Source organism: Pedobacter sp. BMA, from assembly GCF_001027745.1.
In the GTDB taxonomy this organism is placed as follows: domain Bacteria; phylum Bacteroidota; class Bacteroidia; order Sphingobacteriales; family Sphingobacteriaceae; genus Pedobacter.
Map to the genome: position 1 here is coordinate 130,123 of NZ_LECU01000003.1, position 15,936 is coordinate 146,058.

Annotated in this window: 15 protein-coding genes; 13 read left to right on the forward strand and 2 right to left on the reverse strand. The window is 40.4% G+C overall.

The features are described from left to right. The first annotated feature begins 180 nt into the window (after positions 1-180). The 5 genes from AB669_RS04965 to AB669_RS04985 all read left to right on the forward strand — a co-directional run bounded on the left by AB669_RS04965 (position 181) and on the right by AB669_RS04985 (position 6,976). Positions 181-1,383, forward strand: coding sequence for an ankyrin repeat domain-containing protein (locus AB669_RS04965; RefSeq protein ID WP_047798195.1), 1,203 nt, complete (start codon positions 181-183; stop codon positions 1,381-1,383). 8 nt (positions 1,384-1,391) lie between these two features. Next, positions 1,392-2,729 (forward strand): ankyrin repeat domain-containing protein, encoded by a 1,338-nt coding sequence (locus AB669_RS04970; protein ID WP_231582624.1) that lies wholly within the window; start codon positions 1,392-1,394, stop codon positions 2,727-2,729. Positions 2,730-2,839: 110 nt separating this feature from the next. Further along, positions 2,840-3,409 (forward strand): hypothetical protein, encoded by a 570-nt coding sequence (locus AB669_RS04975; protein ID WP_156166676.1) that lies wholly within the window; start codon positions 2,840-2,842, stop codon positions 3,407-3,409. Between the two features lie 119 nt (positions 3,410-3,528). Next, positions 3,529-4,848 (forward strand): sorbosone dehydrogenase family protein, encoded by a 1,320-nt coding sequence (locus tag AB669_RS04980; RefSeq protein WP_047798198.1) that lies wholly within the window; start codon positions 3,529-3,531, stop codon positions 4,846-4,848. A gap of 73 nt (positions 4,849-4,921) precedes the next feature. Next, a complete protein-coding gene (locus AB669_RS04985) occupies positions 4,922-6,976 on the forward strand; it encodes a TonB-dependent receptor (RefSeq protein ID WP_047798199.1) in 2,055 nt (684 codons plus the stop codon). A 151-nt stretch (positions 6,977-7,127) separates the two neighbouring features. Here the strand turns inward: AB669_RS04985 and AB669_RS04990 are convergent, their stop codons facing one another. Together AB669_RS04990 and AB669_RS04995 are read right to left on the reverse strand one after the other, a co-directional pair. Further along, complete coding sequence (locus tag AB669_RS04990; RefSeq protein WP_047798200.1) at positions 7,128-7,472, reverse strand: single-stranded DNA-binding protein; 345 nt, start codon at positions 7,470-7,472, stop codon at positions 7,128-7,130. Between the two features lie 182 nt (positions 7,473-7,654). Then, on the reverse strand, positions 7,655-8,296 hold the full coding sequence (locus AB669_RS04995; RefSeq protein WP_047798201.1) for a DUF6266 family protein: 642 nt from the start codon (positions 8,294-8,296) through the stop codon (positions 7,655-7,657). A 312-nt stretch (positions 8,297-8,608) separates the two neighbouring features. Between AB669_RS04995 and AB669_RS05000 the strand changes: the two genes are divergently transcribed. The 8 genes from AB669_RS05000 (at position 8,609) to AB669_RS05035 (ending at position 15,911) form a co-directional block, all read left to right on the forward strand. Then, a complete protein-coding gene (locus AB669_RS05000; RefSeq protein WP_047798202.1) occupies positions 8,609-8,980 on the forward strand; it encodes a hypothetical protein in 372 nt (123 codons plus the stop codon). A gap of 204 nt (positions 8,981-9,184) precedes the next feature. Next, positions 9,185-9,709 carry a GNAT family N-acetyltransferase gene (locus tag AB669_RS05005; protein WP_047798203.1) on the forward strand — a complete coding sequence of 175 codons (525 nt, stop codon included), beginning with the start codon at positions 9,185-9,187 and terminating at the stop codon, positions 9,707-9,709. Between the two features lie 79 nt (positions 9,710-9,788). Continuing rightward, positions 9,789-10,544 (forward strand): AraC family transcriptional regulator, encoded by a 756-nt coding sequence (locus tag AB669_RS05010; protein ID WP_047798204.1) that lies wholly within the window; start codon positions 9,789-9,791, stop codon positions 10,542-10,544. Between the two features lie 28 nt (positions 10,545-10,572). Then, the gene (locus AB669_RS05015; RefSeq protein ID WP_047798205.1) at positions 10,573-11,733 is read left to right on the forward strand and encodes an NAD(P)/FAD-dependent oxidoreductase; all 1,161 of its coding nucleotides are present in this window, start codon (positions 10,573-10,575) and stop codon (positions 11,731-11,733) included. 117 nt (positions 11,734-11,850) lie between these two features. Beyond that, positions 11,851-13,437, forward strand: a complete 1,587-nt coding sequence (locus AB669_RS05020) for an ABC-F family ATP-binding cassette domain-containing protein (RefSeq protein ID WP_047798206.1) — start codon at positions 11,851-11,853, stop codon at positions 13,435-13,437. An 87-nt stretch (positions 13,438-13,524) separates the two neighbouring features. Next, positions 13,525-14,052: a VOC family protein gene (locus AB669_RS05025; RefSeq protein WP_197082357.1), complete on the forward strand. Its 528-nt coding sequence runs from the start codon at positions 13,525-13,527 to the stop codon at positions 14,050-14,052. Positions 14,053-14,103: 51 nt separating this feature from the next. After that, positions 14,104-14,655 carry a DUF4256 domain-containing protein gene (locus AB669_RS05030; RefSeq protein ID WP_047798207.1) on the forward strand — a complete coding sequence of 184 codons (552 nt, stop codon included), beginning with the start codon at positions 14,104-14,106 and terminating at the stop codon, positions 14,653-14,655. A 77-nt stretch (positions 14,656-14,732) separates the two neighbouring features. Beyond that, complete coding sequence (locus tag AB669_RS05035; RefSeq protein ID WP_156166677.1) at positions 14,733-15,911, forward strand: hypothetical protein; 1,179 nt, start codon at positions 14,733-14,735, stop codon at positions 15,909-15,911. Positions 15,912-15,936 lie beyond the last annotated feature (25 nt).

Sequence of the window (15,936 nt, forward strand, 5' to 3'; positions counted from 1 at the left end):
CATTTTAATCGATTGCATCCACCTTGATGTCTGCGTTTTTAGGATGTAACAGGTTTTATAATTCCTGGCGATTAACAAGCCACAAAGAAATAAGTTTTAAATTTTATAAACATCAGTGCTGTATTTCCGTTTAGGTAAAAAGAAATTTCATTCCGTGTCCTATCATAAAAGCTAAAAACAATGAGTGAACAAAATTTAACGCAACTGATTAACGAAAGTAAATTTATTGAAGTAATTGAATTGCTTAAGTCAGGAAAAAAACTGCCTGCAACGCTACAGGAACACCAAAAGTCACAAATCATTGATCAATTGTTCAGGGCAGCACAATACGATATTATTTTTCATCTGCTCCAAGACAAAACCATAGAAACTGATATATATGAACTGGAAAACTTTGACCGAAGTGTTTTTCAAAGTGTGATCAGACATCTGATGTCTGACGAAGACGGAACTGCGTTTTTTAACGATTTTATTTCCCGTTTCGATAATATGAATGATGAGGTGGCCGCACAAACCCTTCTGGGCTATTTTTTTGAAAAGCTTGCACCTTTAGCCTGGATCAAAATTCTCGCAGATGCAGGCTGTGACACGAATTTTAAAAATAATGCCGACGAAAACTTTATCCATCAGGTGGTAAAAAGCAATGAGCGGCGGTTCGACCTCAACGAAACGGAGCTTACCTCCCTCAGAGCATCGTATGTCAACTTCCTCATTAGCCAGGGACTTGACATAAACGAGGGTAATATTGTTGGCGAGACACCTTTGATCTCTGCCATTAAATCCAATAAAAAAGACCTGATCGATCACCTGCTTGAATCTGGTGCTGACCCTAATCATACCGATAAACAAGGGAATTCTGCATTCTTTTACGCGGTCGCCCATCTGCAAAGTGAAAAGCTATATGAGGCGCTCCGGGCGCATGCAACACCCGATTTTAATCAGGCTAATAAAAACGGGGAATTACTTCTGTTCGAGTATTTGCGAATGATGCAGGGGGGCGAAGCTGGCATAAACTTGCTAAAAAAATTACTCAGTGACGGTGCGGACCTTTATCAGGCCAGTAAGTGGTACAATGCTGATAAAACCCCGCTTGATTTGATTGCGGAAAAAAGTGCAGGGTTACTGGAAGCTGTTTTGGAAACCGGGCAGATCGACGTCAACCGGCAGGATAATCAGGGGAACACCCTATTGCACAAAGTTTCTGCATTCAATGTGAATTACGAACCAGATAGAGCGAAGGAGACTTACAGGAAAGTAAAAGTATTACTGGAGTATGGGGCAGATGCAGGTGTTACCAATGATCAGGATCAAACGGCACTGATGCTGGCTTCTGATGACAATTTAAAAATAAAAACTGTTGAATTGCTAATGAAACAATCTTGATTATGTCGATGTCATTTATCATTGCCTGCGAAAGTGGGAAAAGAAAAATTGCTGAATTGTTATTGGCCAATGGAGAAGTAGAGATAGGCTATATCGATGAGAAAGGGCGGACAGCGCTGCATTATGCGGCCCACAGGGGTTACCTGGATTTGGTGAAGTTATTGATTGAAGGAGGTGCTGATCTGGATTATGAAGATCATTCCGGAGAAACGCCGCTCTATTTTGCCTGCTTGCAGAAACAAAAACAAACTGCACTTTATTTGCTGGAGAAAGGTGCAAAGCCAGCTATTAAAGACATAAAAGGTAATAGCTTGCTCCACCTCACCGCTCAAAGCGGTCAAATTGAAGTCCTCTCAGTTCTTCTCGAGGATGGGTTGTCTCCCGATACAGAAAATAATGAAGCGGAAACGCCCCTGCTCCTTGCCTCAGCTTTGCGCAACAAGGAAATTGCGATGAGATTACTGGATGCAGGTGCAAACGTTAACAGCAGCAATAAAAATGGCGACTCGCCCCTCCTCTTTGCGGTAAAATCGAATTTTATCCCAATGGTTGAGCTGCTCATCTCACGAGGTGCAAACATCAATCATGTCAACCACAATAGTGTTTCAGCTTTGCTATTAGCGTGCTATGATGCCAACCGAATGTTGATTAAAAGCCTCATTGAAAATGGCGCGGATGTATTGCATTCCTCGAAAGAAGGCCTATCTCCGGTTTGGTATGCCTGTTCGCATAACCAGAAAGAAATTGTTGAGCTTTTTATTTCAGCCGGTGTTGACGTAGATTATGCAAAACCACTTTCTGGTAACGACGATTCAATGTATTCATACCTCCAATGGGTAGAAACTTCCAATAATATTTCAGCAGATGCAGCATTTTCCCTCAATAGCAACTACAACTATGGCGGGGAAAGCATGTTGCACGTGGCAGCTAAAAGTGGTCATCTGAGTATGCTCAAATTGTTAATTGAAAAAGGTGCGAATGTAAATATCCAGGATGAGAGCGGAAATACCCCTTTGCACTATGCTGCAGCGAACGGAAAAAAAGATGCCGTAAAATTTTTACTGGAAAAGTCTGCAGATCCAGGTATAGTTAATGTCAAAGAACAAAAGGCAATAGATTACGCCAATATCAAAGGCTTTAATGAAATTACTGAATTGTTGTTGAGATTCAGCCCGGCCAATCAGCCTTCCAAAAATACTACAGCTGAAATTGCTCAGGCTCAGCCAACAGGCGCAGATCTTTCGTCCAAAAAAAAGGCGTTGATTGATTTAAAAGAATTGTTAGATGCAGGCATCCTTTCCCAGGAAGAATTTAACTCAGAAAAAACAAAAATTCTGAATCTTTAAATTTTAAGCGAGAATACTTATTTTAGGGAATCGGTCCATTTAAAGCAGGTTATATTTTTTGTCTGCTTTAAATGTGCTGTCCTGAGAAGGCCCCTATTAGAAATTTCGCCATGAATAAAACCTTATATCTCACCTTTCTAACCATTGCTGTGCTTTTTTACAGCTGCTCTTCTTCAAAACTGTATATAGACGAGGAAAAACGCTACGATGCCGGATCGCTAAGCCAGGCACAGCTGGATTCTCTTCACCACTACCTCAAACAAAACGATCGGGTTAAACTTAAAGATACCCTCATCATCAAATATGATTTCAACAATGATGCATGCTGGAACGACCTGAACGGACAAAACCCTGAGTTTATCAATAATGTACGCTGGGCTTTTCAGAAAAACATTATCGATAAGTCAGCTAAACGATTAATGGTATCCATTTATCAATATAAAGAACAAGGCAAAAACTTCAGTGATGTAAAGTCATCTGGATTGGAAATTGAAACCGATGCTGGTCTATTACGCAGGATGTTGTTTAGAGAAATCACCACCTGTGGCTCATCCGCAATTGTATTGCCCGACGGGAAGTATCTACTGGTTAAATCTGATCCTCAATTTTCGGCGCTGCTATTGAGTGCAAAGGATGTGAATGCGAAGATTTTACACCACCTTGTAAAGACGCCGGAATAGCATATAAACGAACAACCTATCCGGGATTGCTCGTTTCTTTTGTTTCTTTCGCAGCAAACTTCTCAGCCATTCAGATGTTATGATTCAAATAATCAACCCATGATCAAAAACATCACAACATGAGAAAAATCTTTTATTTTAGCTTAAGTGTAGTAAGCTGTACCTTATTTGCCTGTCAATCATCAAACAAAACGGACAATCAAGGTGATTCCACTACCGTTGCAACAGAAAACACTACCTTAGAACTCCCCGCTCCGGATACCACCGCATCAAAAAATAAATTCAGCAAAGTAATTGGCTGGCCGGATGGCAAAACACCTGTCGCTCCTGAAGGTTTTGTTGTCACGAGATTTGCGTCCAATATCAAAAGCCCAAGGAATACATATATTGCGCCAAATGGTGATGTACTGGTGGCTTTATCGAACTCTGAACGCAGTACTACCGAATCGATTAAAAATGCAGTAACCGGAAAATCAAAATCAGAAGTTCCGGGTAAAAGTGCCAATACCATTCTTCTTTATCGCGATGCTGATAAAGATGGCAAAGCAGAAACAGTAACCACGTTTTTAAACGGGTTGAACCAGCCTTTTGGCTTACTCATTATTGGCGATAAGTTTTATGTGGCTAATACCGACGGACTATGGGTATATCCTTATAAAACCGGGGACACTAAAATTACCAGTACCGGTAAAAAAATCCTGAGCCTGCCAGCTGGGGGTTACAACAACCATTGGACCAGAAACCTGATTGCCAATTCAGATAAAAGCAAAATTTATATCACTGTAGGATCAGGAAGTAATGTTGGCGAAAATGGCATGGAGAACGAAAAGAGAAGGGCTAATATTCTGGAGGTCAATCCGGATGGAACAGGTGAGAAAATTTACGCCAGCGGACTTCGTAATCCGGTAGGGGTAGATTGGGCACCTACAACTAATATGCTATGGACAGCAGTAAATGAAAGAGACGAATTAGGCGATGATTTGGTGCCGGATTACATCACCAGTGTAAAACAAGGCGCATTTTATGGCTGGCCATATTCTTACTATGGTCAGAATGAAGATCCAAGACTTAAAGGGAAAAACCCTGAATTAGTTAAAAAAGCCATTGCACCCGACGTTCCGGTTGGCGCACATACCGCATCTTTAGGTTTGGCATTTTACAAAGCCACAAAATTCCCGGCTAAATACCAGGGAGGAGCTTTTATCGGTCAACATGGTTCGTGGAACAGATCGGCAATATCGGGCTATAAAGTTGCATTCGTACCCTTCAAAGATGGTAAACCAAGCGGAAAACTGGAAGATTTCCTGACCGGATTTATTGCAGATACGGATAAAGCAGAAGTTTACGGTCGTCCGGTAGGTATCACCTTGACACCCGAGGGCGCATTGCTTGTTGCTGATGATGTAAGCGGCGTGATCTGGAAAGTAGCAGCAAAATAAGTCACCTTATCTACAGGTTGCTGAAATTAAACCTAATTTCGGCAACCTGTAAATCATAGCTAAAAATACCATCTTGAAAATACTCTTTACTTCTCTCCTGTTATTCATTTCATATTCCGGAATTTCCCAAATAGTCAAAACCGACTCATCAGCTAAGAAACTGGATGAAGTGGTGGTTAAAGGCTATTATAATACCCAACCCTTATTAAGATCAGTCTCTGCAGTGAATTTGATAGACAGCAGTTTGATCAGGTTACAGAACAGCAGTTCACTTGTCAGCACATTCAATACCGTTCCCGGAGTGAGAATGGAAGAAAGGTCGCCGGGGAGTTATCGACTGTCCCTTCGGGGAAGTTTGCTGCGGTCGCCTTTCGGCATCCGAAATATTAAGATCTATATGGATGATTTCCCGTTAACTGATGCGGGGGGAAACACCTATTTAAATGCGCTGGATTTTGCATCCGTCGCCTCTCTTGAGATTTACAAAGGGCCCGAATCGAGCATATACGGTGCCAATACAGGTGGCGCAGTCCTCATCAGTCCGGTAAACCTGGATCATGATGAAGTTGGTGCATCTATCACTGGTGGTTCATACGGGTTATTGCATCAAACCTTTAATGTACAGCACAAATTCAAAAATTATAGTTTCAGCTTAACACAAGGTTACCAACAAAGTGATGGCTACCGGGAAAACAGTGCCATGAAAAGAGCGTACCTGCAAACAAATCATAACTGGAATTATAGTAGCAAAGGGACATTGAAATTATTCGCCTTATACAGCGACCTCACTTATAAAACTCCGGGAGGTTTAACAGCTGTTCAGCTGGAGCAAAACCCCAGAATGGCCCGCCCGGCTACACCAACCATTCCTGGTGCAGTTATGCAACAGGCAGGAATTTATAATAAAACGACCTTTGCAGGGTTATCTAATACATTTCTGTTTAATGAGCATTTGAAACATGTGATTGCGGTATTCGGAAGCTACACCGACTTTAAAAATCCATTTATTACCAATTACGAAAAAAGATACGAAAGTACGCTTGGGTTGAGAACTTTCCTAGAATACAAGCAAAATTACGGGGCAGTACAATCAAGTTCACAAATCGGATTTGAAAGTTCGTCTACCGGCAGCGACATTCAAAATTTTAACAATGCTGGCGGCATGGCAACTACCATGCAGGCAGCTGATCATTTAAAAGCAAAGCAAAACTTCGCTTACCTGAGGTTTAATTTTGATGTCAGTCAAAAGCTTTTAATTGAGCTGGCCTCAAGTGTAAACTTTTTCAGCTATAAATATGAAAGTTTTTTTCCAACACCAATAGGCGAACAACAACGCAGTTTCGATGCTGAATGGATGCCAAAGATCGCTGCTTCGTATTTGTTAATGCCCCAATTAACGGTCAGAGCTTCTGTAAGTAAAGGCTACTCCCCTCCTACTGTAGCTGAAGTACGTTCCTCAGATAACAACATTAATAACAATCTACAAGCTGAACTGGGCTGGAATTATGAGGCTGGACTTCGATATTCTTCATCCGATAACCGGTTTTATGTTAATGCCAACATGTTTAGGTTTAACCTTGATGATGCCATTGTAAGGCGTTTGAATCAAAATGATGCGGAGTACTTCATTAATGCAGGTGGAACAAGACAACAGGGAATAGAACTGGAAACCACACTTTGGTTAATTAAAAAAACACAGGGATTTTTAACCGGGTTACAATGGAGAAGCAGCTATACCTTTAGCAACTTTAAATTTAATGATTTTGTTAGCGGTAGCACGTCGTACAGCGGCAATAAACTCACGGGAGTGCCGGATCATATCCTGATCAATAGTCTGGAGTTTGATCTCAAAGAACACGTTTATTTGTTTATACAGCACAATCATACATCGGCCCTTCCTTTGAATGATGCCAATACGGTAGTTGCAAAAAAATATGATTTAGTAGAAGCCAAAGCGGGAATCAGGAAACTAAATGTTTTTAAGATTCCTTTTGACGTTTTCTTTGGGGTAAACAATCTACTGAATGAGAAGTATAGCCTTGGCAACGATTTAAATGCGGCTAATGGACGCTATTTTAACCAGGCTGCGGAAACTAACTTTTATGGTGGTATTGCTGTAAAACTGTAAAATGCTCATGCCCGATTGGACATGAGACATTTTAACACGCCGCCTCTCAACGCTATTGACATGAACAAAGATTAAAACTTTTCAAGAACATTGTACATGTAGTTTTAAATGCCCCCATGCTGTACTATATGGGGGCAATTTAAAACGTCCATTACTTACTTAGTTCTGCTGCCCTCACAGAAAGTTCGTTTACGATAATTTCCGTGGTAAAACGGCGGGTACCATCTTTGGCTTCGTAACTCCCAGTCTGGATCCTGCCTTCTACAGTTAAAAAAGAACCTTTTTTAATTTGTGCCTCTGCTTCGTCAGCTTTTAAATTCCAAAAGGTCAGTGTAATCCAATTTGTTTTACTTACATCCTCTCCTGAGCCATTTCTATAGTACTCATGTACGGCCAGGTTTACTCTCGCTAGTTTCTGATTTTCCGATAACTGTTTAACTTCAATGTCTGCACCTGCAAATCCACTCAGCGTTACTTTGTTAATTCCACTTTCCATAATAATTCAAATTAAGTTTCTAAATGTTTAACGAACAGTAGCCACCGTGACTACCGACAAAACAAAGTTGCAGGTATATGGAAAACTTACTCGGGTATTAAGTATTTATAGTCGTTTATAAACGTTTACAAACAAATAATATCGGTTTACAGTCAATTAAAGTGGGGTCTGCAAAAAGTTATTTAAGTATTGATCATGCCCATATATGTTGAAGTGGCAATGTTCATTCTATCATCACTAATAAAAGAAACCCAGAGATGATAATTTCTGCCTGCAGTGTAATTTTTATCCAAAATAAGTTGCTGATAGCCAACATCCCTCCTGGCTGCACTCAAACACGGTTGGGCATCGTCGTTCTCAAAATCATAAACCAGGAACAATAGCTGATCTTTTGAAGAGGCACTTCCGTTGCGGCTGTTATCTGTCCAATGAATATGAATTCCTTTGTCATCATGCCTCACAACGCCATCTACTATCCCCGGCAAGCTGCCGTAAGAAATTTCAACCTTCTCGTACATGATTTGTCCTTCACTGTTCAAAGCATTGCGCAAAATATTTGATTTTGCTACATTGTGCGCCGACATTTGGTTTTTGATTCCTTCGAGTCGATAAGTAATCCTGACAAATGATGTAAGCATCTTCAGGAAGTGCTGAACCGTTGCGAAGCGATCGCGGCAGGTTTTTTGCTTTGATGAAGGCTTGCGATTTTTCTTAGGTGCTTTAGATAAGCCCCGCACAACCCATTTACCGTAGCGTTTGTATCCTACAACGCTACCAAATTTGCCGCTAACTCCTCCGTTAGGGCCGTCTACCATAATTCCCATAGTCAATCTTGTTTAAATGTTAAAAAATAAACAGGGATGATTGATATTCAAATATAATAAAGATTTAAAAACAAAACAAGACACATACTACTGATGATCAGAATTTTAACACTCACGACTGTCACAATAGTGTCTGGGATCTGAAGAGGATCCGAAGAGATCCTGTGTAGGTAGATATCACTTCACACAATCTTTTTTATCTTCTAACATTTTCGGATTGAGTTGATGAATCATTTTTTTTTATTTTTTTTTTAATTTTCAATCATTCTCTTTAAATTAGGTCATCATCCCATAATAAAAAACCGAATTATTATGGAACGCTCCTGTTTAGATTGCGGAGGCCTGGTTAGGGGCCGATCCGACAAAAAATTTTGTGACGATGCTTGTCGCAACAACTACAATAACCGCATTCATGCGGAACATGACCTGCTGGTAAAAAAGATCAACCAGATCCTTCGCCGCAACCGGGCAATTCTGATTAGTATGGTACCCAATGGAAAATCGAAAATTGCCAAAAGCCGATTAATGAAAGCAGGCTTTGATTTCGATTATCACACTCACTATCTGCATACTCAAAATGGCAAAACTTATTTTTTTTGTTATGAATTTGGCTATCTTGATCTGGCAAATGATGAGCTACTGCTCATCAAAAGGGAAGAATATAAATGGAAACAGGATAAATGATTGGCAAGATAAAAGAACGGGAAAAGATCAAATTGCATACCTACAGTGTGAACATTAATCGTGGAATTTCATTTATTGCAAAGCAGGCGATTTGATTTATCTTTGTTTGGATTAACTGGCCGCTTGATCCGTTATGAAAAATATTGACAAAAATAGCCTGGAGAATGCATATCGATTATTTGATTCACAAATTATTTCCACGCTATGAAAATATTTACGGAGACCGAACGGCTCATTTTAAGGGAAATACTCCCTACAGACATCGAGGGCATGTTCGAACTTGATTCCGATTGTGAAGTCCACCGCTATTTGGGGAATCAGCCTATCAGCACAAGAGAGCAAGCGCTTGCAAATATTAAGTTAATAAGGCAGCAATATCTCGATAACGGAATAGGGCGCTGGGCAATTATCGAAAAAAATACTGGTAATTTTTTGGGGTGGTCGGGTTTAAAGTTCATCACCGAGCAAACCAATCGCCACGTCAACTATTATGATCTTGGCTATAGATTAATCAAAAAATACTGGGATCAAGGATTTGCCACTGAAACAGCAATTGCGACCATAGATTATGCCTTTAATAAACTCAACATTAATGAAATTTATGCCATTGCCGATTGTAAAAACGAAGGATCAGATAAAATCCTGAAAAAGGCAGGGCTAAAATTCATTGAATCGTTCGGTCTCAATGGAGTTGAACATAACTGGTATGAAATAAAAATACAAATTTGAAATGATTTAAGAACCAGGTAGTAGATCAAGATAATGTCGTTAACTAATAACATATTAAACTGGGATAAGTGAGTATCAAATGGATCAAGACCTGGAATATAAAATAATCAAACCCGATGAATCGCTTGCTGATTTTGTGGAGCAATTCTGGTTTCTGAAAAACCATTCCGACCGGGATGTCGAAACAACCGGGCTCCCTGACGGCCTTGTGGACATCATACTCAACAAATCAGTTACTCAGCCTTTTCATATCATAGAGTTAGGTGGCTTGACTGAACATGAAAATGCTAAAATACCAGCCGGGTGTATCATGTTTTGTATCAGTTTTAAACTCCTTGCGGTGGAATACGTGATACACCAACCGATTGCGGATATACTCAATAGTGGCAGATTCCTGCCCGATGATTTCTGGGGATTTGCAGAAAGTGATTTTTTGGATTTCGAGGCCTTTGTTGACAAGGCCAGTAATAAAATCAAATCGTTGCTCCCGGCAGAAATCGATGAGCGCAAGCGTAAGCTGTTTAATTTGGTGTATCAAACAAATGGTAATATTGCCATTAAAGAACTCTCGGAAAAAGTATTCTGGAATTCCAGGCAAATTAACCGCTATTTCAATCAGCAGTTTGGAATTTCACTTAAAGCCTACTGTACCATTCTTCGTTTCCGGGCTTCGCTCAACCATATCGCAAATGGAAAGCTATCACCTGAAGGAAGCTATTTCGACCAGAACCACTTTATTAAAGACGTTAAAAAATTTTCAGGTGTGGTACCTAAAGAACTTTCTAAAAACAAGAACGACCGATTTATACTATTATCGGCCATCAAAGACAAATAATTTTGCATCATCATAATCATGCAAAACAATGTTAATACAAGATAAACAAATCGCAATTATTGGTGGTGGTCCTGCCGGACTAACCCTGGCGCGACTTTTACAGCTCAAAGGAGTAGCTGTAAAGGTATATGAAAGAGACCTTCATAAAGGGGTTAGGGTGCAGGGAGCAACGCTCGATCTTCATGAAGGAACTGGACTCGAAGCCATTAAGAGGGCGGGCCTGCTGAATGAATTTTACAAATATCACCGGCCCACAGCGAGTAAAATGTTGTTGGTTGATAAATCTTTGGATGTAAAATTTAATGACCACAATTTTACAACAGTAACCGCTGAAACGCGTCCGGAAATCGACCGGGCACCTTTAAGGGAAATGCTACTGAATGCGCTGGCTCCCGATACAGTGATCTGGGACAGTCAGTTTGTTTCCATGGAAAAAGAAAATACAGGCTGGCGTATTTTTTTTAAGAACGGGAGGAATGCTTACGCAGATATTGTCATCGCTGCTGATGGCGCAAATTCAAAAGTCCGCCCCTATTTAACTGATATCAGACCTGTGTATTCAGGCATTACACTTATCGAAGGCAATATCCACCAGGCAGAAAAATACTCATCCAAACTTTTCTCGCTGGCTAACGGAGGTAAAGTAATGGCCTTCGATGAAGAGAAGTTTGTTGGCTACGGAACAAAAGGCGATGGGTCAATTATGTTTGTAGTTAACTTTAAAACTCCGGAAAACTGGCTCAACAATAGCAATATTGATTTTAAAGATCCCCAGGCGGTATTAAACTGGTTCAAAACTGAATTCGCCAACTGGAGTGAAGGGTGGCACGAATTTTTTACTAACGAGGAAGTCTATTTCATTCCCCGTCCGCAATATTATTTTCCGCTGGATCAAAACTGGGAAACAAAAGAGAATCTCATTATTATTGGTGATGCTGCTCACTGGATGCCGCCATATGCCGGTGAAGGGGCAAATGTGGCCTTACAGGATGCTTTTGAGCTGGCGGAATCATTAACAGGCAATAGGTATCCGGATCTTAAAACAGCCATTTCAAACTTTGAAAAAGACATGATTAAACGTGGTGCTGCGGCAACCAGGGAGACACTTGATAATGCCGAAAGAATGTTCTCACCCTCTGCCCTGACACAAATGATTGGTTTCTTTGATCAGGTGAAAGACTTAAAATAATCCATATATTTGCACCTAAACAATTATTGCTAAGCATGTAGGATTTTCTTCTTTCCAGCCTTAAAGATCAAGCTCACAAAGACGCTTGCTATTTTCTAATCTTTAACGAAAGAATTCATGCTTAGTATACAAAATATCTCCTATTTACATCAGGACAAAAACCTGCTATTTAAAAACATTAGCTTAGCAGTTAATCAACACGATAAAACAGCCCTTATCGGCAATAATGGTTCAGGTAAATCTACGCTGCTCAAAATCATAGCAGGCAGTCTGGAAGTTTCTGAAGGGCGGGTGGATATCCACTCCACGCCCTATTACGTACCTCAAATTTTCGGACAATACAATCATCTAACGGTGGCAGAGGCACTGAAGGTTGATCGGAAGCTTGATGCGCTGAATCAAATTTTCATGGGTAATGTAGCCGAAGAACTCTATAGCATCCTGAACGACGACTGGACTATTGAAGATCGCTGTAAACGGGCACTTGGTACCTGGGAGCTACAAGATGTTGATTTGATGCAAAAGCTGGAAACATTAAGTGGCGGTCAGAAAACCAGGGTTTTCCTTGCCGGAATCACCCTTCACAACCCCGACTTCATTTTGCTGGACGAGCCAAGTAATCACCTGGATACTGGTGGCAGACAGCTGCTATATGATTTTATCGCCAATTCAACGGCTACACTATTAGTGGTTAGTCACGATCGTAGCCTGTTAAATCTGGTGGATATGGTTTGCGAGTTAAGCAAAAATGGCATTAGTAGCTACGGAGGAAATTATAGTTTCTATTTGGAGCAAAAGCAAAATGACATTAATGCACTACATCAGGATGTGCTGAACAAAGAAAAGGCTCTCCGAAAAGCCCGGGAAAAAGAGCGGGAAACCTTAGAACGGCAACAAAAGCTAGATAACCGGGGAAAGCGCAAACAGCAAAAAGCCGGTGTTGCCAGGATTATGATGAACACTTTGCAAAATAACGCGGAGAAAAGCAGTTCAAAAATAAGGGATGTTCATACCGGGAAAATAGATGGGATAGCTACCGACCTGCAAACGTTACGCGCATCGTTACCTGATCTGGATAAAATAAAGTTCGGATTTAACCAATCTATCCTCCACAAAGGGAAAGTACTCTTTAATGCTGAACAAGTTAATTATCGCTATGCTGATCAGTTTCTCTGGAAAGAAAACTTAAGTCTAAAGATTTACAGTGGAGACCGTATAGCCTTACAAGGCGCTAACGGATCTGGTAAAACAACGCTCATTCGCATGATCATGAACCTGATCATTCCGGTAACGGGAACAGTAAGCCTGGCTGATAACAAAGTTATTTATGTCGATCAGGATTACTCATTAATTGAAGGTAAGTTAAATGTGTATGAGCAGGCACAAAAATTTAACGTTTTTGCAATTCCCGAACATGAAATTAAAATCAGGCTGAGCCGCTTTCTGTTTGCCAGGGATGATTGGGATAAACCGTGCAGCGCCCTGAGTGGTGGCGAAAAAATGCGCCTGGCATTATGCGTTTTAAACATTACCAATCAGGCACCTGACATCATTATTCTCGATGAACCAACTAATAATCTGGATATTGCGAATATCGAAATTTTAACAACTGCGATAAACGGATATCGGGGTACACTCATTGCGGTTTCGCATGATATTTCTTTTTTAAAGGAGATTGACATTGAACGGTTTATTCAGTTATAAGGTAAAAGGGCTTACAACAGAAAGTTATTCTCTAATCAAAAATTGCTAACTTAGATTCTAACAAAAGCTAACCCCTTCAATACGAGGATGAAAAAAAACCTGTTTGTAAGCATCGCAATACTGATTGCCTTTAGTTTGGGCTTCGGTGTAAAGTCGTTCATGGTAAGGGCATCAGCTTCGCCCGATGATTTTAAAAAAGTGACCGGCATTGGTGGGATTTTCTTTAAAAGTAAGGATCCGAAAAAGATGCGCGAATGGTATAGTACCAACCTTGGCCTAAAAACAAATGCCTACGGTGCCGTTTTTGAATGGTATCAGGGCGCTGATCAGCAGAAAAAAGGCTTTTCTCAATGGAGTCCATTTTCTGAGCGGACAAAATATTTCGAGCCCTCTGCAAAAGATTTCATGATCAATTACAGAGTTGCAGATTTGGATAAACTGATGGTGCATCTGAAGAAAAACGGCGTAACCATAACTGATACGGTTCAAAATGTAGATTATGGCAAGTTTGTGCATATTATGGATAATGAAGGCAACAAAATAGAGCTCTGGGAACCGAATGACGCTGCTTATGAAAAATTAGGCAAACAGATGGGGAGCAGTACGACCATGTGATGCCCTTACCAGAAACAATGACTGATCATTCTTAAATTTCCTCCTTAACAAATGAAACTAACAGCAGAACAAAACGGAGAACTATTAAGCATTTTAAAAAGCAGATTTGATAAAAACAGTAATCGCCATGCGGGCATCGACTGGAAAGATGTTCAATCGAGGCTCGAAGCAGATGAAACAAAACTATGGTCGCTGAATGAAATGGAAGTTACCGGTGGAGAACCGGATGTGATTGGAAAAGACGAAAATACCGGAGCTTTTATTTTTGTAGACTGCGTTGCTGAAAGTCCGAAAGGCCGGCGGAGTATTTGTTACGACCATGAAGCACTGGAATCAAGAAAAGAGCATAAGCCGGGCAATAGCGTAATAAATATGGCCACTGAGATGGGTATAACGGTGTTAAATGAATCTGAATACCGGGCTTTGCAGCAGCTGGGCAAGTTCGACCTGAAAACTTCGAGCTGGGTGGCAACACCTGCAGAAATTAGAAAACTTGGTGGAGCAATATTTTGCGACCGGCGCTACGACACTATTTTTGTTTACCATAATGGTGCAGAATCTTACTATGCTGCCCGGGGCTTTCGTGGAAAACTACATGTGTAAATTTAATTTTTTTCAGTTTGTGGTAATTCGATTATTTTAATGAATTTAGTGTCAATCTAAATTGTTAAAAAAATAAAATGTTGAAAGAGTACAAACTTGGTCGTGGATGGGCAATATTTGCCATCATATTCTCTCCCCTATTGATCGCATTGTTTGGCATGCTGCTCGTTATGCCATTTATCCCAGGTCTGAATGACAACCTCAGTCCGTCTATCTTGTGGTTTTCAGCTCCCCTATCGCTAGGCATGATGTTTTTTGGCGTTGTGACTTTTCTCGATGCGATTAAAGGTAAATTTGTTATCGACTTCGATAGGTTATACAATGTGAGCACAATGGGCAACCGGGAGCTGCTTTTTACTGAAATCAAAGGCTACAGAACTGATGATAAGTATATCTATATCGAGCCGAATGTACCACACAGGAAGAAAGTAAAATTGACTAAATATATTTCCAGCGCTGCTGAAATTGAAAGATGGCTTGGTGAACGATATCCTGATCTGGACCGGCTCAAAGCTGAGGAGGAAAAGGAAGCAATATTCGCAAATGATGATTTTGGTTTTTCTCCTGAAGAAAGATCGGAAAAATTTAACCAGGCAAGTTCGGTGGCCAAGACAGTGAATATTATAGGTGGGCTCATTGGCGCATGGACGATATTTTTCCCAAATCCTTATGAAATAGCGCTGTGGTGTTGTCTGGCAATCCCATTACTTTGTATACCCGTAATCAAATACTATAAAGGCTTGATCAGGATTGATAAACGGAAAGATTCTCCTTACCCAAGTATTTTTATCGCTTTTTTATTGCCTTCTGCTGCCGTATTTTTAAGAGGCCTGCTCGACTACAACATTTTTGATCACACAAAAATCTGGATTCCGATGTTTGTTATCGCCCTGCTTATGACTACAGTTTTTTTTATTAAAAATGCAGAGCTTAAATCAGGAAAGAAAGCAATCGGCACTGTCATAGCGTTTATATTATTCAGCCTCGCGTATGGTTTTGGATCGATCATTTTTCTGAATTGTTATTACGATCGATCAGCTCCAAAAATGTTCAGCTCGAAAATTTTGAACAAGAGAATGAGTTCTGGAAAAACAACCAGTTACTACCTTGAACTTGAGCCCTGGGGCGAGAGAAAGACAGCAGAAGATGTTGATGTTTCGAAAGATTTTTATTTTGAGGTAAATGAGAATGATACTGTTAACATTTACTTTATGAAAGGAAAATTAGACATACCGTGGTTCGAGCTTTCTAAATAAATTAGCCTGTAATTCGGCTGTATTA